This window comes from Isoptericola jiangsuensis (genome assembly GCF_048320105.1).
GTDB lineage: Bacteria > Actinomycetota > Actinomycetes > Actinomycetales > Cellulomonadaceae > Isoptericola > Isoptericola jiangsuensis_A.
The window spans coordinates 554,716-572,628 of the sequence record NZ_CP182942.1; the positions used below are offsets into that span (position 1 = coordinate 554,716).

Sequence of the window (17,913 nt, forward strand, 5' to 3'; positions counted from 1 at the left end):
GAGCCGGTCTGGCCGGGCCGGCTTCAGGTCGGCGGAGGTCGGTGCGGGTCAGTGCAGCGTGCGCTGCATCAGCACGGTGCTCACCCAGCGCCCGTGCTTGAAGCCGACGTCGTGCAGGGTGCCCGCGGGAGCGAAGCCGAGGCGCCGGTGCAGGGGGATCGACCCCGCGGCGGCAGGATCGTCGGCGATCACCGCGACCACCTGCCGCACGCCGGCGAGCGTGCAGGCGTCCAGCAGCGCGGACAGCAGCAGCGTGCCGATGCCGCGTCCCTGGGCGCGGGGGTCGAGGTAGATCGAGTGCTCCGCGGTGAAGCGGTACGCGGCCTTGGCCCGCCACCCGGTGGCGTACGCGTAGCCCACGACGGCACCGTCGAGCTCGGCCACCAGGAACGGCAGCCCCCGGGCCCCGGCGTCGGCCAGCCTGGCGGCCCACTGCTCGACGGTGGGTGGCTCCTCGTCGAACGTGACCGCCGTCGTGCGCGCGTAGGGAGCGAAGATCGCCGCGACGGCCGCGAGATCGTCCGGGGTCGCCGCACGGACGCGCGGCCGGCTGCTGGCGCCGCTGGTGCGCGGGGGGTGGTCGTGCGCGGGGGAGTGGCGGTCGGTCACGGAGGGAGCGTAGCCCCCGCGGCGCCTAGGCTGGGTGCATGCCAGCGCTGATCAACCCGAGCATCCTGTCGGCCGACTTCGCGAACCTCGAGCGCGACCTCCAGGCGATCTCCACCGCCGACTACGCGCACGTGGACGTCATGGACAACCACTTCGTGCCCAACCTGACCCTCGGTCTCCCCGTGTTCGAGCGGCTGACCCAGATCTCGCCGGTGCCGGTCGACGGGCACCTCATGATCGCCGACCCGGACCGGTGGGCGCCCGCCTACGCGGAGGCCGGGGCGGCGTCCGTCACGTTCCACGCCGAGGCCGCCCAGGCGCCGGTGCGGCTGGCGCGCGAGCTGCGCAGGCTCGGGGCGCGGGCGGGTGTCGCGCTGCGGCCGGCCACTCCGGTGGAGCCGTTCCTGGACCTGCTGAGCGAGGTCGACATGATCCTCGTCATGACGGTCGAGCCCGGGTTCGGCGGGCAGTCCTTCATCGAGGGCACCCTGGCGAAGATCAGGCGGGCACGCCGGGCGATCGGGGAGAGCGGGCTCGACGTGCACCTCCAGGTCGACGGGGGAGTGTCGCGCTCCACGATCGAGCGGGCGGCCGAGGCCGGAGCCAACGTCTTCGTGGCGGGCTCGGCGGTGTACGGGGCGGACGACGTGGCCGGGGAGATCGAGACGTTGCGGGCGATGGCCTCCCGGCACGTCCACTGACGGGCACGGTCGCCGAGATCTGGACGGGCGTGGAGAGGCAGGGCGATCCTGTTCTCTTCTCCGGAAAATAGTGTGCCAAGCGCACAGGACACGTTGTGACGTCCGTCCCGCGCAACGGGACGAGCCTGGACGAGGAGGGTCCGCCGTCTAGGCTGATGGCGTGAAGACCTTCGACTCCCTGTTCGCCGAGCTCACCGAGAAGGCCCGGACCCGCCCCAGCGGTTCGGGCACCGTCGCGGAGCTGGACGCCGGCGTCCATGCGATCGGCAAGAAGATCGTGGAGGAGGCCGCCGAGGTGTGGATGGCCGCCGAGCACGAGTCCGACGAGGCGGCCGCGGAGGAGATCTCCCAGCTGCTCTACCACCTGCAGGTCCTCATGGTGGCGAAGGGCCTCACGCTGGAGGACGTGTACACGCATCTGTGAGCGCCCGGCCGCGGTCCACGACCGTGACCGTCGAGCGCGCCGCCGATCCGTCCAGCAGCCGTCCCACCCGAACCGAACGAGGTCCCGTTGCTCCGAATCGCCGTCCCCAACAAGGGCTCGCTGTCCACGCCGGCCACCGACATGCTGCGCGAGGCGGGCTACCGCCAGCGTCGCGACACCCGTGAGCTCGTGCTCACCGACGTCGACAACGACGTCGAGTTCTTCTTCCTGCGCCCCCGTGACGTCGCCGTGTACGTCGGGTCGGGCACCGTCGACGTCGGGATCACCGGCCGGGACCTGCTCCTGGACTCCGGGGCAGACGCCGTCGAGCACCTCGCGCTCGGCTTCGCCCGCTCGACCTTCCGGTTCGCGGCGCCGGCGGGCACCGTCACCGACGTGGCCCAGATCGCCGGGCGACGCGTCGCGTCGTCGTACACGACCCTCGTGGCGACCCACCTTGCCGAGCACGGCGTCCAGGCCGAGGCGATCGTGCACCTCGACGGCGCCGTGGAGAGCTCGGTGCAGCTCGGTGTCGCGGACGTGATCGCCGACGTCGTCGAGACCGGGACGACCCTGCGCGCCGCCGGGCTCGAGGTCTTCGGCGACCCGATCCTGCGGTCCGAGGCGGTCCTCATCCGGCGCCGGGGCGAAGGCGTCCCCGCAGGCCTCGAGGTCGTCACGCGCCGCCTCCAGGGCGTCATCACCGCCCGCGAGTACGTGCTCCTGGACTACGACATCCCCATCGACCTCGTGGACGCCGCCGTGGCGGTCACGCCCGGCTTCGAGTCGCCCACCGTGTCACCGCTGCACAACGGCCAGTCCGCGGCGGTGCGGTCGATGGTGCGCCGCTCGGAGACCAACCAGGTGATGGACGCCCTCTACGACGTGGGAGCGCGCGGCATCCTCGTCACGTCCATCCTCGCCTCGCGCCTGTGACGGCATGACGCACGACGGCGGCCCGGACCCCCGGTTCCGGATCTTCCGACCCCGCTGGACGAGGGTCGCCGTCGGCGTGACCGGAGCCGTCGTCGTCGGTGGCAGCCTCCTGGTGGGCCTGTTCGCCGAGGACGGCCTGCTGCTCGACCGCGGCACCCGGGTCAGCTTCGTCGTCTTCGCCCTGCTCGCCGCCTGGCTGCTCTGGCGGCTCGGCGGAGTCCACGCCAGGCCGGACGCCGAGGGCCTGACGGTACGCAACGTCGTCCGACGGCGTCGTGTCGCCTGGCCGGAGATCGTCGAGGTCCGCCTGACGCGGGACGACTCGTGGGTGGTGCTGGACCTTGCCGACGGCGGGACGCTGCCCGTCATGGCCGTCCAGCGTGCCGACGGAGAACGGGGGATGGCCGAGGCGCGCCGCCTGCAGAACCTCGTGCGCGAGCTCGGGGAAGCCGCCGAACCGCACTGAGCCCCGCACGGATCGTGATCCGTGCGGGGCTCAGTGCGGTTCAGGCTCGGTCGTCCGAGGAGGACCTCAGTACGTGCGGGCCGGACGCTCGGTGCGCGGGGCGCGGCGCTCGGGGGCGCCCTTGTCGACGGCGATGCGCAGCTGGCGGCCGGCGACATTCGCCCGGCCGATCTTGCTCATCGTCGGCTCGTCCAGCGGCCGGGTGATGTCGACCAGGGAGAAGTTCCCGAAGATGTCGATCTTGCCGATGTCCGAACCCCGCAGTCCGCCCTCGTTCGTCAGCGCACCGACGATGCCGCGCGGCTGCGCGCCGTGCGTGTGGCCGACGGAGATGCGGTAGCGCGTGCCGTCGGCCGGCCGGCGGATCCCCCGACGGTCGTCGCGCCCACGGTCGTCGCGACCCCGCTCGGAGCGGGGGTGGCGGCCGGTGCGCTCACCGTCGCGGTCGCCACGCTCGGCGCGCTGCGTCTCGCGGGTGCGCCCACCGAGGACGGCGGCGCGCTCGCGCTCGTGCTCCTCCTGCGCCGCACGGTGCGCGGGGCCGTCGTCACCGACCGCGAGCGCCACGAGTGCGGCGGCCACGTCCTTGGCGTCGGGGGTGGTGCCGTCCTCGCGGGGGGCGAGGTGCTCGGTGAGGAGCTCGGTGTACAGGTCGAGGCGGCCTGCTTCGAGGCGTGCGGGGACGGTGGCGAGCAGGGTCCGGGCGCGGTGTGCGGAGACGTCGCGGGGGGAGGGGAGCTCGGTCTCGTTGAGGCGGGTGCGGATGGTGCGCTCGATGTGCTTGAGCTTGCCGCGCTCCTGAGGGGTGACGAAGGAGATGGCGCGGCCGGAGCGTCCGGCGCGGCCGGTGCGGCCGATGCGGTGGACGTAGGCCTCGGGCTCGCGGGGGATGTCGAAGTTGACGACGAGGCCGATGCGTTCGACGTCGAGGCCTCGGGCGGCGACGTCGGTCGCGACGAGGACGTCGAGGGCGCCGCCGCGGAGGCGTTCGACGATCTTCTCGCGTTCCTTCTGGGCGACGTCGCCGGAGATGGTGGCGGCGGAGACGCCGCGTTCGATGAGGGCGGAGCCGACCTCTTCGGCGGAGGCGCGGGTGCGGGTGAAGACGATGGTGGCGTCGGCGTCGGAGGTGGCCAGGACGCGGGCGAGGGCTCCGACCTTGTGGCGGAACGGGACGACGGCGTAGGACTGCTCGACGTTCTCGGTGGTGGTCTGCTGGGGTGCGACGGTGACCTGGACGGGGTCGTTGAGGTGGGTGTCGGCGACCCGGCGGATGGCGGGAGGCATGGTGGCGGAGAAGAGGGCCACCTGTCGCTGGGTGGGTGCCTGGCCGAAGATGGTCTCGACGTCTTCGGCGAAGCCCATGCGGAGCATCTCGTCGGCCTCGTCGAGGACGAGCATCTTGACGTCGTCGAGGACGAGCGCGGAGCGGTTCATGTGGTCCATGACGCGGCCGGGGGTGCCGACGACGACGTGGACGCCGTCGCGCAGGGCGTGCTGCTGGGGCTGGTAGGGCGAGCCGCCGTACACGGGCAGGACGCGGACGCCGGGCAGGTGGCTGGCGAACGACTCGATGGCGTCGGCGACCTGGATGGCGAGCTCGCGGGTGGGGGTCAGGACGAGGGCCTGGACGTGGCCGCGGGCGACCTTGGCGTCGGCGTCGACGGCGGCGAGCAGGGGGATGCCGAAGGCGGCGGTCTTGCCGGTGCCGGTCTGGGCGACGCCGGTGATGTCGCGGCCGGCGAGCAGCGGGGGGATGGCCTGGGCCTGGATGGGCGACGGGGTGGTGAACCCGAGGTCGTCGACGGCGGCCTGGAGCGCTGCGGGCAGGGCCAGGGAGGAGAAGTCCGGCTGGGTGTCGTCGGGCATGGTGGTGTCAGGGGTGCTCATGGGTGCGGTGACCGTTTCAGTCGGTGGCGGGGGAGTCCTGCGTCGCCGTGGTGGCGAGGCGGTCGCTCTGTCCCGGACACACAACTGCCCCGGCGGCTTGGTGCGGGGGCCCTTAGAACACGCGGGAGGACGACGAACTCCGGATGGGTGCTCCCATCGTACGTGCTGGTGCACCGCAGGGGGAGGCCGGGTGGTGGTGAGTTTGCCCACTGGGGCGCGTGGGGTGGTCCTGCGTAGGATGATCGGCGCAGAGACCTCGGGGGACGCGGACGGTGATGGTGCAGGCTGAGCAGGCGGGATCGGCGGTGTGGACCGTCCCCAACGTGGTGAGCATGGTGCGTCTCGCGCTCGTGCCGGTGTTCGGTGTGCTGATCTTCTCCGGCCAGGACGTGTGGGCGCTGGTGGTGCTCGCGGTGTCGGGGGCGAGCGACTGGCTGGACGGGTACCTGGCGCGTCGGCTGGACCAGGTGACGCGTCTGGGGCAGATGCTGGACCCGGCGGCGGACCGGTTGTTCATCCTGGTGACGTTGATCGGGTTGACCTGGCGTGACGTGGTGCCGTTGTGGGTGGTGGTGGCGGTCGTGGCGCGGGACGTGATGCTGGCGTGCCTGATGCCGACGCTGGCGCGGCTCGGGTACGGGACGCTGGAGGTGTCGTTCGTCGGCAAGGCGGGCACGTTCGCGCTGCTGTACGCGTTCCCCCTGCTGCTCCTGGCCGAGCGTTCCGGGACGTTGGGCGACGTGGCCCTGGTGACGGGGTGGGCGTTCACCTGGTGGGGGATCGGCCTGTACTGGTGGGCGGGTCTGCAGTACGTCGCCCAGACCCGGCGGTTGACGCTGGCGGACCGCGAGCGCCGGGAGGGTGTGTCGTGACGGGGCCTGTGGTGAAGCGGCGTCCGGACGAGTCGATGACGCTCCTGGTGGAGGTCATGGAGAGTCCGTTGGACCCGGGGTACGCGGAGGCGGCGCGGCGGCGTGCCGCTGGTGGTCCGCGGCGCCGTGGTGCGGGGGTGTACCTGCTGGTGCTGGTGGCGTTGCTGCTGGGTCTGATGACGGCGGCTGCGGCGGTGCAGCTGCGGACGCCGTCGCCGGGTGGTTCGGCGCGTGAGCTGTTGATGCAGGAGATCACGCAGCGTCAGGAGCAGGGTGATGCGTTGCGGGCGGAGTCGGCGGCGTTGTCGGACGAGGTCGCGGCGTTGCAGCAGGACGTGCTGGAGCTGAGCGACCAGGACCTGCTGGACACGTTGCGCCGGGACGGCGTGGTGACGGGGTCGGTGGCGGTGTCGGGTCCTGGGCTGGTGGTGACGTTGACGGACGGTGACCGGTTGGACGAGAACGGGTCGACGGCGAGCTCGCGGGTGCAGGCGGTGGATCTGCAGACGGTGGTGAACGCGTTGTGGGCGTCGGGCGCGGAGGCTGTCAGTGTCGGGGGGCAGCGGTTGACGTCGTTGTCGGCGATCCGGCACGCGGGCGAGGCGATCCTGGTGGACCTGGTGCCGTTGACGGGGCCGTCGTACGAGATCCGTGCGATCGGCGATCCGGAGGAGATGCAGACCGCGTACGCTCGGGCCGGTGGTCCGTCGTACACGCAGCTGTTGTCGTCGCAGTGGGGGATCACGACGTCGTTGGACACGGCTGAGGACCTGGACGTGCCGAGTGTGGGCAACCAGCTGTTGAGGAATGCGGAGCCGGTGCCCGGCGAGGGTGTCGGGGCGAACGAGGAGGAGAGTCCATGATCGCGGTCGTGGGTCTGGTGATCGGTGTGGTGGCGGGCCTGGTGCTGCAGCCGACCGTGCCGGTCGGTCTGCAGCCGTACCTGCCGATCGCGGTCGTGGCGGCGTTGGACGCGCTGTTCGGTGGTCTGCGCGCGAAGCTGGACGGCCTGTTCGACGACAAGGTGTTCGTGGTGTCGTTCCTGTCGAACGTGCTGGTGGCGGCGTTCATCGTGTTCCTGGGTGATCAGCTCGGCGTGGGTTCGCAGCTGTCGACGGCGGTGGTCGTGGTGCTCGGGATCCGGATCTTCTCCAACGCTGCCGCGATCCGCCGGCACGTGTTCAAGGCGTGACCATGGCGCGCCGTGACGACGAGCGGGATCCGCAGGGCGAGGGCGAGGAGCTGGCCCCGGGCGCGGACGCCCCTGAGGTGGACGGGCCCGAGCCTGGCGAGGCCGTGAGCGCCGCCGGTCCCGTGGACGAGGTGGAGACCGATGGTTCCGTGTTGGCCGTGACCACGCCGGTCGAGCCCACGGTCGAGGTGGACCCGGTCGAGGAAGACCGGGCTCACGAAGACCAGGCTCACGAAGACCAGGTCCAGGACAACGAGGCCGAGGACAACGAGGCCGAGGACGGGCTCGACGCCGTGGCGCACGACGAACCGCAGGTCGAGGCACCGGACGAGGCACCGAGCGAACCGCAGGGCGAGAGCATGCTCGAGCCCCTGGTGGACCCGCGGCAGGACGCCCCGGACCAGGACACGACCTCGGACACGACCCACGACGCCGACGAGGTCCCGGCCGACCAGGGCGACCAGGGAGGCCCGGTCCCCTCGACGCAGGTGCCCTCAGCGCAGGTCGCCGACGGCAGGTCGGCCGGGTCGCCGGGCCCCGACCCGCTGGATCTCTCCGTGCCCGTGGACGACCTCGAACCACTGCCGCTGCCGTCCGAGGTGCTGGACGCCGGGACGGCAACGGGGGAGTCGCAGCAGCCCGCTGAGCAGCAGGAGTCTCCCGAGGTCGGGTCCGCGGATTCCGCCTCACGCACCGAGCCGTCGTTCGACGAGGTCGTGCAGAGCGCCGGACCACGACCCGGTACGCACCGGGCCCCCGCAGCGGACGACGCTATGGACGATGCTGCGGACGACGCTGCGGACGACGAGGTGGGACCGGACCACGATGACACCGCGGTCACCCCGGCGTCGCCGGCGTCCGGGTGGCGGGCCGTGGGCCGGGTGCTGCGCCCGCGCCTGAACCGGTCCCAGGGCCTCGTGGCGCTGCTGTGCGGCGCCCTCGGGTTCGCCCTGGTCGTCCAGGTGCAGCAGTCGGCGCAGGACCCCCTGTCCTCGGCCCGCCAGGACGACCTCGTGCGACTGCTCGACGAGGTCACCCAGCGCTCGGAACAGCTCGACGACGAGGTGGCCGAGCTCACCCGGACGCGCGACGAGCTCGCCTCCGGCACCGGTCAGGCCCAGTCCGCCGTCGACCTCGCGGAGCAGCGCGCGCAGTCGGAGGGCATCCTGTCCGGGCGGCTTCCCGCCGTCGGACCGGGCCTGGAGATCGTGGTGCGGGACCCGTCGGGCGTCACACCCGCGGCGAAGCTGTTCAACGTCCTCGAGGAGCTGCGCAACGCCGGCGCCGAGGTCGTCGAGCTGAACGGCATCCGGCTCGTGACGTCCTCGTGGTTCCTGGACACCGACGCGGGCGTCACCGTCGACGGGCAGGCGATCGAGTCCCCGTACCGGTGGTCCGTCATCGGGGACCCTGCGACGCTCAACCCCGCGCTGGAGATTCCGGGAGGCGCCCTGGCGCAGCTCCGCAGCGACGACGTCGACGCCCGGGTGGTGGAGCAGGACGAGGTCGAGATCAACGCGACCCGCGAACCTGCCGAACCGCAGTACGCGACACCCCGCAGCCCCGAGGAGTAGCACGACCCGTCGAGGACGCCGGCAGCAGGAGCACCCTGCCACCGGCTTTCCGCCCGGCGGTGCCACGATGTAGGTTGAGCGGACGACGGCCGCGCACGTCGGACGGACGATCCTGGAGGACTGATGACGGACCCCCGCGCACTTCCGCCGCACGATGCCGGTGTCGACACCACGGCGCATCTGGGCCGGCTCGGAGCGCCCGCCGAGGAGCAGAACCCCCGCATCCCCCTGACGCCCGAGGAAGCCGCCGCGGTCGCCGCGCTGCCGCGGCACTCGGCCCTCCTGGTGGTCCAGTACGGCTCCGGCGCCGTCGGCGAACGCTTCCTGCTCGACGAGGACCGCGCCGTCGCCGGTCGCAGCGAACGTGCCGACATCTTCCTCGACGACGTCACCGTCTCGCGCAAGCACGCCGAGTTCGTGCGCGAGGGGGACCGGTTCGTCGTCCGCGACATCGGCTCCCTCAACGGCACCTACCTCAACCGCGAGCGCATCGACGTGGTCACGCTCACCACCGGTGACGAGGTCCAGATCGGCAAGTTCCGCATGTCGTTCCACGCGAGCCCGCAGGCGCCGGCGTCGTGATCGCGGCGTCCGGAGCGTCCTCGGCGTCCGGATCGGGTGCCGAGCCGGAACGCTGGCCGCAGGGCATCTCCCGCCACGCGACCATGCGCATCTCGGACGTCCTCGCGCAGCTCGGCGGGGACTTCCCGGCGGTCTCGCACTCCAAGCTCCGCTTCCTCGAGGAGCAGGGACTCATCACCCCGGTGCGTACCGGGGCGGGCTACCGCCAGTACAGCCCCGCGGACGTCGAGCGGCTGCGGTTCGTCCTCGCCGAGCAGCGTGACTCCTACCTGCCGTTGAAGATCATCAAGGAGCGGCTGGCCGCGATGGACGCCGGTGAGCCCGCGCCCGTCCCGTCGCCGCGTCCCGCGCCGCAGCAGGGTGCGGCGACGTCGCGACGACGGTGGACGGTCGACCTGGTGGCCGAGGCGACCGGCACGTCCCCGGAGTTCGTGCGCTCCCTCGTCGACGCCGGTCTGCTGAGGGAGACGGCCGGGACCCTGGGTGCGGACGCCGCGGACGTCGTGCGCATCACCGCGCGCCTCGCCGAGCACGGCATCGAACCGCGCCACCTGCGTCCGCTGCGCACGTCCGCGGACCGTCACGTCGACCTCGTCGACCAGGTGGTCGCGCCGTACCGCAGCCAGCAGGCCGAACAGGGTCGGGCGCACGCCCACGAGCTCGCCGACGAGCTGGGCGACCTCCTCGCGCGCCTGCACACCTCCTGGATCAGGCAGGGCACCACCGAGCTTCCCTGACGCCCCTGCGCCCGTGCTCCGCCTGGACGCGCGCGGACCGACATCGTCGTACCGTGGGCGGGTGGAGAACGACGACGCCCAGGCCCCCATGGTGCCGGTCGAAGTCCTCGGGGTGCGTCAGCAGCAGCGCGACCAGGAGATCGTGGTCGTGCTGCTGGACCAAGCCGCCGAGCTGGCCGTCCCGATCGTGATCGGTGCCCGTGAGGCGTCGGCGATCGCGATGGCGCAGGCAGGTGTCGCCACCCCTCGGCCCATGACGCACGACCTCCTGCGAGACCTCCTGGGGGCGGTGGGCGTCGACCTGGAGCGCGTCGAGATCGTGGCGCTCGACGGTGGCATCTTCTTCGCCGAGCTGGTCCTGTCGACGGGGACCCGTCTCGACTCACGGGCGTCGGACGCCATCGCGCTGGCCGTGCGCACCGGCAGCCCCGTGCTCTGCTCGGCGGAGATCGTGGCCGCCGCGGGTGTCGAGGTCGTCGACATGGCGCAGCAGCGTGAGGTCGAGAAGTTCCGCGACTTCCTCGACCACGTCACCCCGGAGGACTTCACGGCCCCCGGGGGGCCCGTGGAGCCGGGACCTGGCGACACACCACCTTGACGGCCCGGTCTATCCCGCCCTCGCCGGGTACGGTGGTACCGAACCGTCCAGCGAGGGTTCAGGGCGACGCGCCGGGCCGCAGCACGACGGGCCCAGCACGACGGCGACGCCCGAACGTCACGGTTCGGACGTCACAGCTCGACAACGGTCGCCGACACACCGAGCGCGACACCGTTGACGGCCGACAGGTCGATCTAGCGTGGTAGCGACATCCGGGAGGCAGCAGTGGACAGCAGCAGCGAGGCGAGTGCCGACGTCGGCGCAGCGCCCAGCGGCGCGCAAGGGCTGCTCTTCGGCGAGGACCTGACCGAGCAGGACGCCGGCACCGGATACCGGGGGACCACGGCCTGCCGTGTCGCGGGCATCACCTACCGCCAGCTCGACTACTGGGCGCGCACGGGGCTGGTCGAACCCTCGATCCGCCCGGCGACAGGGTCCGGCACCCACCGCCTCTACAGCTTTCGCGACGTCCTGGTGCTGAAGATCGTCAAGCGCCTCCTCGACACGGGCGTCTCCCTGCAGCAGATCCGCAGCGCGGTGACGCATCTGCGTGAGCGCGGCGTCGACGACCTCGCGCAGATCACCCTCATGAGCGACGGCGCCTCGGTCTACGAGTGCACGTCCCCCGACGAGGTCGTCGACCTCGTCCAGGGCGGCCAGGGCGTCTTCGGCATCGCCGTGGGGCGGGTGTGGCGCGAGATCGAGGGAACTCTCTCCCAGATGCCCACCGAGACCCTCGACGAGGCGGACGACGCCGCACTGCACGCCGGTGACGAGCTCGCGGCCCGTCGCCGGGCCCGCGACGCCGTCTGAGTCGGCCCCGCCCGTCCGCGGCCGGCCCGTCGCCGGGCCCGCGACGACCTACAGCAGCGGCTCCAGCGGTTCCAGCAGCCGCTCGGCGACCTTGTTCAGCGGTGACCGGCCCGCCCACTGCTCGTAGGTGAGCTCACGCGCGTTGGACTCGTCCATGCGGAACACGTCCTCGAGCTGGTCCGCCAGACCCTCGTCCACGATCTCGAGGTTGATCTCGTAGTTGCCCGTCAGGCTGAGCCGGTCGATGTTCGCCGTGCCGACCGTCGACCAGCGGCCGTCGATCGTGGCCGTCTTCGCGTGCACCATCGCACCCTGGTAGAGCATGATCCGCACACCACCGCGCAGCAGCTTGGTGTAACGGCCCCGTGCGAGCCAGTCCGCGAGCGCATGGTTGGACCGTTCGGGTACGAGGACGCGCACGTCGACGCCCCGCTGCGCGGCAGCGAGGAGGGCGTCGAGGATGTCGCGGTCCGGGATGAAGTAGGCCTGCGTGATGTAGATGTGGCTGGTGGCCCGGTCGATGGCGTCCAGGTAGATGCCACGGATGGGGAAGACGAGCTCGCTGGGGGCGTTGCGGGCGGCGCGCAGGGCGGGCTGCCAGTGCTCAGCACCCTGGTCGCGCAGCACCGGGTGCTTGGACCCGCGCCACCGGTTCCAGAAGTCGACGAACGCGTTGCGCAGCTCCCAGGCGGCCGGGCCCTGCAGGCGCAGGTGGGTGTCGCGCCACTGGGTGGCGTACAGCGCACCGATGTTGTACCCGCCGACGAACGCCGTCTCGTCGTCCACCACGAGGATCTTGCGGTGGTCGCGTCCGGAGTGGCGCACGTTGAGCGTGAGGATCCCCGGGCGCAGCACGGGGAACCGCAGCACGTGGACCTGCGGAGGCATGACGAAGAACGACGGCGGCACGACGAGGTTCGCGAAGCCGTCGAAGATGACGTACACCTGCACGCCGCGTCGGGCCGCGTCGGAGATGGCCTCCTTGAAGCGTTCGCCGGTCTCGTCGCCCTTCCAGATGTACGTCTCCAGGAACACCGTGTGCTTCGCCTGCTCGATCGCCTCGAGCATGGCCTCGAAGAGGTCCGCGCCGTAGGTGTAGACCGTGGCCTGGGTGTCGTCGATCGGTGTCGTCGCCGGGGGAGCGGTCGGGAAGGTCGCGTCGAGGGGGTACCGCTGGCCGCGGATCTTGTCGAGCGCCATGACCGCCGCGCCCGCCGCCACCGGGATCGCGGCGGCCAGTGCCGCCGTCCGGGTGACGATCTTGCTCACGCGACGCCAGTCGACCTGGACGTCGATCGGGACGATGGACTTCGAGGTTCCGTCTGCTGGCACAGGCTCACCGTAGCGACGGTGTGGTCGAATCGCCTGATGAGAACACGTCAATCACCCCGTGATCTTGCTCCCAGGGACTGCGCGAGAGGGTGCGAGCGGATCGCGGCGGCGAGCTCGCCGTCGATCCGGTCGAGGTACACCCCGGTGGTGGCGATCGACGCGTGCCCGAGGAGCTCGGCGACCACCTTGACGTCCCAGCCGTCCGCGACGAGCAGGGTCGCGGTGGTGTGGCGCAGCGCGTGCGGGGTCGTGGGGCGGCGGTACGGCTCCGGCATCCTGGCCACGGCGCGGGACAGCAGGTCGCGGACGGCCTGCGCCTCGAGGCGGCGGCCCCGCCAGGACAGCAGCAGGGCGCGTTGGGCGTCGGCGTCGTCCGGGCGGCGGGCCGCGAGCCGCGGGCGCAGCTCGGTGAGGTAGTGCTCCAGGGCGTCGGCCAACGGATCGCTGAGGGCCACCGTGCGTCGCGTGCCGCCCTTGCCGACGATGCGCCACTGCGTGCGCCCGGGTTCGCGGACGAGGTCGACGACGTCGGCGCGCACCAGCTCCGACACGCGGGGCCCCAGTACGAGCAGCAGGGCGACGACCAGGCGGTCGCGCGCGCCGAGCGTCTGGTCGTGGCGCGCCCGGGACACCGTTCCCGCCGTGGAGCCGGCGGACTCGCCGACGGTCGCCAGGAGGGACTCGGCGGCCGAGGACGACAACGCCGTGCGCTCGGCACGCAGCAGGTCACGGACCTTGCCCGGGGGAGAGGCCCACCGCATCGGGTCGGCCTGCACCCAGCACTGGCGGGTGGCGTGGGCGAAGAAGCGGGTCACCGACTGACGGAACCGGTTGACTGTCGCGGTCGACCGGCCCGGACCCGACTTGCGGGACGGCTCGTTGAAGCGACCGTCGGGCCCCGACTGGTAGCGGATCAGGGCGTCGTCGACGTCGTCACCGGTGACGTCGTCGAGCACGCGGCCCTCGCCGAGCAGACCGACCAGCTCGGTGACGTCACGGATGTAGGAGCGTTCCGTGGCGGGGGAGAGGGAGCCGCGGACCGTCTCGACATGCACACCGGCGAGGTAGCGTTCGGCACACTCGGCGACGGTGAGGCGCTGGGGGCGGGGAGGGGCGACCACGCGCGGGATCCCTTCGTGACCAGGACGGATGCTGGATCACGACACTAGGCGGCGCCACCGACACGCGGAAAACAACTGTGTTGTGCCATACACAATGGTTTGGAACAGATGTCCGTTTCATCGTATCCGCCGGCACGATCATCCGCCAGGGTGTGGCGCGTACACCTCACGAAGCACGACCTCACGGAGCGCACAGGGCACCCCGGCGGGCTGCGGTCCGCCACGAGGTGCCACGAAGCCGCCACGGTGAAATTCCCGGCTGATCCGGCCCGGAGGGGATCGGGGAGTGATCGTCGGGGACGACGAGGCGGGTAGTCTTCCGGTCGGTGAGCACGGATGGGAGCGGCCCGGTCGAGATCGACCTGGACGCGGGGGCGCGAGGAGTCGACGAGGCGATCGTCGTCCTGCACGCCGCCTTCACGGAGTACGGCGCCCACGGAGAGCCGTCGGGCGCGATGGTCGAGACCAGCAGCTCGCTGCGCGCCGAGCTGGACGCCGGGACCCGGTTGGCGGTCGTGCGGATCGACGGCACCGTCGTGGCGATGGTCAAGCACCAGGGCGCCGCCGACGGCACGTTGTCCTTCGGGCGCCTGGCGATCCTGCCGGAGGTGCGCGGACGCGGACTGGCGTCGGGGCTCGTGCGGGCGCTGCGTGCCGAAGCTCGATCCATGGGACTGAACGGCTTGTCGTGCAGCGTTCGCGCGGCCGAGGCGCGCAACATCGCGATGTACGAGCACCTGGGGATGACGATCGTCGGCCGCGAGGACCGGCAGAGCCTGACCGGCGCCGTCATTCCCGTGGTCGTCATGCGCGACGCGTAGAGGGGTGTACCTCCTCAGCCGCCTCTCCGAGCACAGCGACCGCCCGTACGACGGGGAGGGGTGCACCCGCATCTGATGCGATACGGACCGGATGGAATGACATAATGTGCATTATCGGCACGCTGGTAGGCGTGCTGCAGGACGGGTGCGCTCGTGGTGACCGGCACGGCCGGTGTCTTCGCCGATCTCACGTCTCGTCAGTGGTATCCATGGCGTGTGAAACCTCCAGCGGGCGCCCCCGGCATGCCGTTCGACGCCGTCCTGTGCGACATCGACGGAGTGATCCGCTTCTACGACACCGACGTGGTGTCCCACCTGGAGGAACGTGCCGGTCTGCCGGTGGGTACCACGGCAGCCATCGGGTTCGCACCGGAGAACGATCTGCCGTTGCTGCTGGGAAAGATCACCAGAGCCCAGTGGGCCCGCTCGATCGTCCGGGCCCTCGTCCCCGACGTCTCGCCTGCCGAGGCTCGAGCGTTGGCCGAGGCGTTCACCGGCGCAGAGTCCCGCACCGACGAGACCGTCGTGCGGCTCCTTCGCCAGGTCCGGCTGCGCTGTCCTGTCGTCCTCGTGAGCAATGCGCCGGTGTGGCTGGGCGACGACCTCGAGACGCTCGGGCTGGGTGACCTCGCGGACGACGTCGTCAACAGCTCGGTCGTCGGCGTCGCCAAACCGGACCGTCGCATCTTCGAGATCGCCGCCCGACGAGCCGGTGTGCCTGCCAGTCGCTGCCTCTTCGTCGACGATCGCGCGGAGAACATCGCCGCAGCGGCCGAGCTCGGCATGACGACGGTGCTGTACCGCTCTGCCGCCGGGCTCCAGGAGGCCCTCTCCCCCGCCGTTGGGGCTCCTCAGGCGCCGACGTAGTCGGCCAGGTGCTCCCCCGTCAGCGTCGAGCGGCCGGCCACGAGCGCGGCCGGGGTGCCCTCGAACACGACGGTTCCGCCGTCGTGCCCGGCGCCGGGGCCGATGTCGATCAGGTGGTCCGCGTGAGCCATGACGGCCTGGTGGTGCTCGATGACGACGACGGTCTTGCCGGCGTCGACGAGCCGGTCCAGCAGGGCGAGCAGGTTGGCGACGTCGGCGAGGTGCAGGCCGGTGGTGGGCTCGTCGAGGAGGTAGGTGCCGCCCTTGTCCCCCATGTGCATGGCGAGCTTGAGGCGCTGCCGCTCGCCGCCGGAGAGCGTGTTGAGGGGCTGGCCGAGGCGGATGTAGCCGAGGCCGACGTCGCGCAGGTGACCCAGCACCGTACGCACGGCGGGGATCTTCGACTCCCCGGCGGAGAAGAAGTCGTGCGCCTGCGCGACGGACAGGTCGAGCACCTCGGCGATGTTCTTGCCGCCCAGCGTGTACTCCAGGACGGCGGCCTGGAACCGCTTGCCGCCGCAGTCCTCGCAGGGTGTCTCGACGGTCTCCATGAAGCCGAGCTCGGTGTAGATGCGCCCGTTGCCCTTGCAGGTGGGGCAGGCGCCCTCGGAGTTGGCGCTGAACAGGGCGGGCTTGACGTCGTTGGCCTTGGCGAAGGCCTTGCGGATGGGTTCGAGCATCCCGGTGTAGGTGGCGGGGTTGGAGCGTCGCGAGCCCTTGATGGCGCCCTGGTCCACGACGACGACTCCCTCGCGCCCGGCGAGGTTGCCGTGCACGAGCGAGCTCTTGCCGGACCCGGCGACGCCGGTGACGACGGTCAGCACACCGGTGGGGACGTCGACGTCGACGTCCTTGAGGTTGTTCTGGTGCGCGCCGCGGATCTCGAGCGTCCCGGTGGGCTGGCGGACGGTGTCCTTGGTCCGGGCGCGGTCGTCCAGGTGGCGTCCGGTGAGGGTGTCGCTGGCGCGCAGGCCCTCGACGGTGCCCTCGAAGCAGATGGTGCCGCCGTCGGTGCCGGCGCCGGGCCCGAGGTCGACGACGTGGTCGGCGATCGCGATGGCCTCGGGCTTGTGCTCGACGACGAGCACCGTGTTGCCCTTGTCGCGCAGGTCCACCAGGAGGTTGTTCATCCGGGCGATGTCGTGGGGGTGCAGGCCGATGGTGGGTTCGTCGAACACGTAGGTGACGTCGGTCAGCGCGGAGCCGAGATGACGGATCATCTTGACGCGTTGCGCCTCTCCCCCGGACAGCGTGCCGGAGGGGCGGTCGAGCGACAGGTAGCCCAGGCCGATCTCGGTGAAGGAGTCGAGCAGGCGTCCCAGTCCCCCGGTCAGCGGCGCGACGGCGTCGTCGTCGATGCTGCGCACCCACTGGGCGGCGTCGGTGATCTGCATCTGGCAGACCTCGGCGATGGACCGGCCGGCGACCTTGGCCGAGCGGGCCGAGGCGTTGAGGCGGGTGCCCTCGCACGCCGGGCACGGCGCGAACACGGCCGCCCGCTCCACGAAGCGCCGCACGTGCGGCTGCAGCGACTCGGGGTCCTTGGAGAACATCGACTCGCGCAGCTTCGGGATGAGGCCTTGATAGGTCATGTTCATCCCCAGGGCCTTGACCTTGCCCTTGTCACGGAACAGCAGGTCGTGCCGCTCGGTCTCGGTGTAGTCCTTGATCGGCTTGTCGCCGTCGACGAACCCGGACTCCGCGAAGGCCTTCACCATCCAGCCGTCGGCCTTGTAGCCGGGCACGAGGATCGCGCCGTCGTTGAGCGACAGCGAGTCGTCGACGATGACGGACAGGTCCAGGTCGGAGACCGTGCCCCTCCCCTCGCACTCCGGGCACATGCCCCCGAGGTACACCTGCTCGCGCACGACCTTCTTCTCCGTGCCTCCCCCGGCCTTCTCCGTGCTCATGACACCGCTGGCCTTCGCCGTGGGGACGTTGAACGAGAACGCGGGCGGCGGTCCGACGTACGGGTCGCTGATCCGGCTGAACAGATGACGCAGCATGGCGTTGGCGTCGGTGACGGTGCCGACGGTGGAGCGCACGTTGGCGCCCAGGCGCTCCTGGTCCACGAGGATCGCCGTCGTGATGCCCGACAGGGAGTCGACGTCGGGGCGTGGCAGGGACGCCATGAAGCCCTGCAGGAACGTCGGGTACGTCTCGTCGATGAGGCGGCGGGACTCCGCCGCGATGGTGGCGAACACCAGGGAGCTCTTGCCCGACCCGGAGACGCCGGTGAACACGGTCAGGCGCCGCTTGGGCAGATCGACCGACACGTCGCGCAGGTTGTTCTCGCGCGCCCCTTCGACGCGGATCAGGTCGTGGGTGTCGGCGGGGTGCTCCGTCGGCGCTGCCATGGGTGGGCTCCTTCGGGGTGG

General features: G+C 71.5%; 19 protein-coding genes. 14 read left to right on the forward strand and 5 right to left on the reverse strand.

The features are described 5' to 3' along the window. Window positions 1–48: 48 nt before the first annotated feature. Window positions 49–609, reverse strand: coding sequence for an N-acetyltransferase family protein (locus ACNHYB_RS02605; RefSeq protein ID WP_418276818.1), 561 nt, complete (start codon window positions 607–609; stop codon window positions 49–51). 38 nt (window positions 610–647) lie between these two features. On the opposite strand from ACNHYB_RS02605, the gene rpe reads away from it, so the two are divergent. The 4 genes from rpe to ACNHYB_RS02625 all read left to right on the forward strand — a co-directional run bounded on the left by rpe (window position 648) and on the right by ACNHYB_RS02625 (window position 3,136). Beyond that, window positions 648–1,310, forward strand: coding sequence for a ribulose-phosphate 3-epimerase (gene rpe / locus ACNHYB_RS02610; RefSeq protein WP_418276819.1), 663 nt, complete (start codon window positions 648–650; stop codon window positions 1,308–1,310). Window positions 1,311–1,470: 160 nt separating this feature from the next. Next, window positions 1,471–1,734: a phosphoribosyl-ATP diphosphatase gene (locus tag ACNHYB_RS02615; RefSeq protein WP_418276820.1), complete on the forward strand. Its 264-nt coding sequence runs from the start codon at window positions 1,471–1,473 to the stop codon at window positions 1,732–1,734. An 87-nt stretch (window positions 1,735–1,821) separates the two neighbouring features. After that, on the forward strand, window positions 1,822–2,670 hold the full coding sequence (gene hisG, locus ACNHYB_RS02620) for an ATP phosphoribosyltransferase (RefSeq protein WP_418276821.1): 849 nt from the start codon (window positions 1,822–1,824) through the stop codon (window positions 2,668–2,670). 4 nt (window positions 2,671–2,674) lie between these two features. After that, window positions 2,675–3,136 (forward strand): PH domain-containing protein, encoded by a 462-nt coding sequence (locus tag ACNHYB_RS02625; protein WP_418276822.1) that lies wholly within the window; start codon window positions 2,675–2,677, stop codon window positions 3,134–3,136. A gap of 66 nt (window positions 3,137–3,202) precedes the next feature. On the opposite strand, the gene ACNHYB_RS02630 is transcribed toward ACNHYB_RS02625, so the two are convergent. Next, window positions 3,203–5,026, reverse strand: coding sequence for a DEAD/DEAH box helicase (locus ACNHYB_RS02630; RefSeq protein WP_418276823.1), 1,824 nt, complete (start codon window positions 5,024–5,026; stop codon window positions 3,203–3,205). A gap of 275 nt (window positions 5,027–5,301) precedes the next feature. Between ACNHYB_RS02630 and ACNHYB_RS02635 the strand changes: the two genes are divergently transcribed. The 8 genes from ACNHYB_RS02635 (at window position 5,302) to ACNHYB_RS02670 (ending at window position 11,394) form a co-directional block, all read left to right on the forward strand. Beyond that, complete coding sequence (locus tag ACNHYB_RS02635) at window positions 5,302–5,898, forward strand: CDP-alcohol phosphatidyltransferase family protein (RefSeq protein ID WP_418277976.1); 597 nt, start codon at window positions 5,302–5,304, stop codon at window positions 5,896–5,898. After that, window positions 5,895–6,761, forward strand: coding sequence for a DUF881 domain-containing protein (locus tag ACNHYB_RS02640; RefSeq protein ID WP_418276824.1), 867 nt, complete (start codon window positions 5,895–5,897; stop codon window positions 6,759–6,761). The genes ACNHYB_RS02635 and ACNHYB_RS02640 overlap by 4 nt, the downstream gene beginning before the upstream one ends. Further along, complete coding sequence (locus ACNHYB_RS02645) at window positions 6,758–7,090, forward strand: small basic family protein (protein WP_418276825.1); 333 nt, start codon at window positions 6,758–6,760, stop codon at window positions 7,088–7,090. The genes ACNHYB_RS02640 and ACNHYB_RS02645 overlap by 4 nt, the downstream gene beginning before the upstream one ends. Before the next feature lie 2 nt (window positions 7,091–7,092). Next, window positions 7,093–8,664 carry a DUF881 domain-containing protein gene (locus ACNHYB_RS02650; RefSeq protein WP_418276826.1) on the forward strand — a complete coding sequence of 524 codons (1,572 nt, stop codon included), beginning with the start codon at window positions 7,093–7,095 and terminating at the stop codon, window positions 8,662–8,664. Window positions 8,665–8,787: 123 nt separating this feature from the next. Next, complete coding sequence (locus ACNHYB_RS02655) at window positions 8,788–9,246, forward strand: FHA domain-containing protein (RefSeq protein ID WP_418276827.1); 459 nt, start codon at window positions 8,788–8,790, stop codon at window positions 9,244–9,246. Then, complete coding sequence (locus ACNHYB_RS02660) at window positions 9,243–9,983, forward strand: MerR family transcriptional regulator (RefSeq protein WP_418276828.1); 741 nt, start codon at window positions 9,243–9,245, stop codon at window positions 9,981–9,983. Before ACNHYB_RS02655 ends, ACNHYB_RS02660 begins: the two co-directional genes overlap by 4 nt. 88 nt (window positions 9,984–10,071) lie before the next feature. Beyond that, a complete protein-coding gene (locus ACNHYB_RS02665) occupies window positions 10,072–10,581 on the forward strand; it encodes a bifunctional nuclease family protein (RefSeq protein WP_418277977.1) in 510 nt (169 codons plus the stop codon). A 225-nt stretch (window positions 10,582–10,806) separates the two neighbouring features. After that, window positions 10,807–11,394: a MerR family transcriptional regulator gene (locus tag ACNHYB_RS02670; RefSeq protein ID WP_418276829.1), complete on the forward strand. Its 588-nt coding sequence runs from the start codon at window positions 10,807–10,809 to the stop codon at window positions 11,392–11,394. Between the two features lie 48 nt (window positions 11,395–11,442). Here ACNHYB_RS02670 and ACNHYB_RS02675 read toward each other — a convergent pair whose 3' ends face one another. Beyond that, window positions 11,443–12,726 carry a phospholipase D-like domain-containing protein gene (locus tag ACNHYB_RS02675; protein ID WP_418276830.1) on the reverse strand — a complete coding sequence of 428 codons (1,284 nt, stop codon included), beginning with the start codon at window positions 12,724–12,726 and terminating at the stop codon, window positions 11,443–11,445. A 47-nt stretch (window positions 12,727–12,773) separates the two neighbouring features. Next, window positions 12,774–13,847, reverse strand: coding sequence for a tyrosine-type recombinase/integrase (locus ACNHYB_RS02680; RefSeq protein ID WP_418276831.1), 1,074 nt, complete (start codon window positions 13,845–13,847; stop codon window positions 12,774–12,776). A 326-nt stretch (window positions 13,848–14,173) separates the two neighbouring features. Here ACNHYB_RS02680 and ACNHYB_RS02685 point away from each other — a divergent pair, with 326 nt between their 5' ends. Then, window positions 14,174–14,668 (forward strand): GNAT family N-acetyltransferase, encoded by a 495-nt coding sequence (locus ACNHYB_RS02685; RefSeq protein WP_418276832.1) that lies wholly within the window; start codon window positions 14,174–14,176, stop codon window positions 14,666–14,668. 153 nt (window positions 14,669–14,821) lie between these two features. Then, window positions 14,822–15,535 (forward strand): HAD-IA family hydrolase, encoded by a 714-nt coding sequence (locus ACNHYB_RS02690; protein WP_418276833.1) that lies wholly within the window; start codon window positions 14,822–14,824, stop codon window positions 15,533–15,535. Here the strand turns inward: ACNHYB_RS02690 and ACNHYB_RS02695 are convergent. Next, window positions 15,520–17,892, reverse strand: coding sequence for an ATP-binding cassette domain-containing protein (locus tag ACNHYB_RS02695; RefSeq protein WP_418276834.1), 2,373 nt, complete (start codon window positions 17,890–17,892; stop codon window positions 15,520–15,522). The two genes, ACNHYB_RS02690 and ACNHYB_RS02695, sit on opposite strands and share 16 nt — an antisense overlap. Window positions 17,893–17,913 lie beyond the last annotated feature (21 nt).

Excerpts from the sequence above, each read along its gene's own strand:
- rpe (WP_418276819.1), top strand. The coding sequence starts at position 648 with ATGCCAGCGCTGATCAACCCGAGCATCCTGTCGGCCGACTTCGCGAAC.
- ACNHYB_RS02625 (WP_418276822.1), top strand. The coding sequence starts at position 2,675 with ATGACGCACGACGGCGGCCCGGACCCCCGGTTCCGGATCTTCCGACCC.
- ACNHYB_RS02630 (WP_418276823.1), bottom strand. The coding sequence starts at position 5,026 with ATGAGCACCCCTGACACCACCATGCCCGACGACACCCAGCCGGACTTC.
- ACNHYB_RS02635 (WP_418277976.1), top strand. The coding sequence starts at position 5,302 with ATGGTGCAGGCTGAGCAGGCGGGATCGGCGGTGTGGACCGTCCCCAAC.
- ACNHYB_RS02645 (WP_418276825.1), top strand. The coding sequence starts at position 6,758 with ATGATCGCGGTCGTGGGTCTGGTGATCGGTGTGGTGGCGGGCCTGGTG.
- ACNHYB_RS02650 (WP_418276826.1), top strand. The coding sequence starts at position 7,093 with ATGGCGCGCCGTGACGACGAGCGGGATCCGCAGGGCGAGGGCGAGGAG.
- ACNHYB_RS02655 (WP_418276827.1), top strand. The coding sequence starts at position 8,788 with ATGACGGACCCCCGCGCACTTCCGCCGCACGATGCCGGTGTCGACACC.
- ACNHYB_RS02665 (WP_418277977.1), top strand. The coding sequence starts at position 10,072 with ATGGTGCCGGTCGAAGTCCTCGGGGTGCGTCAGCAGCAGCGCGACCAG.
- ACNHYB_RS02695 (WP_418276834.1), bottom strand. The coding sequence starts at position 17,892 with ATGGCAGCGCCGACGGAGCACCCCGCCGACACCCACGACCTGATCCGC.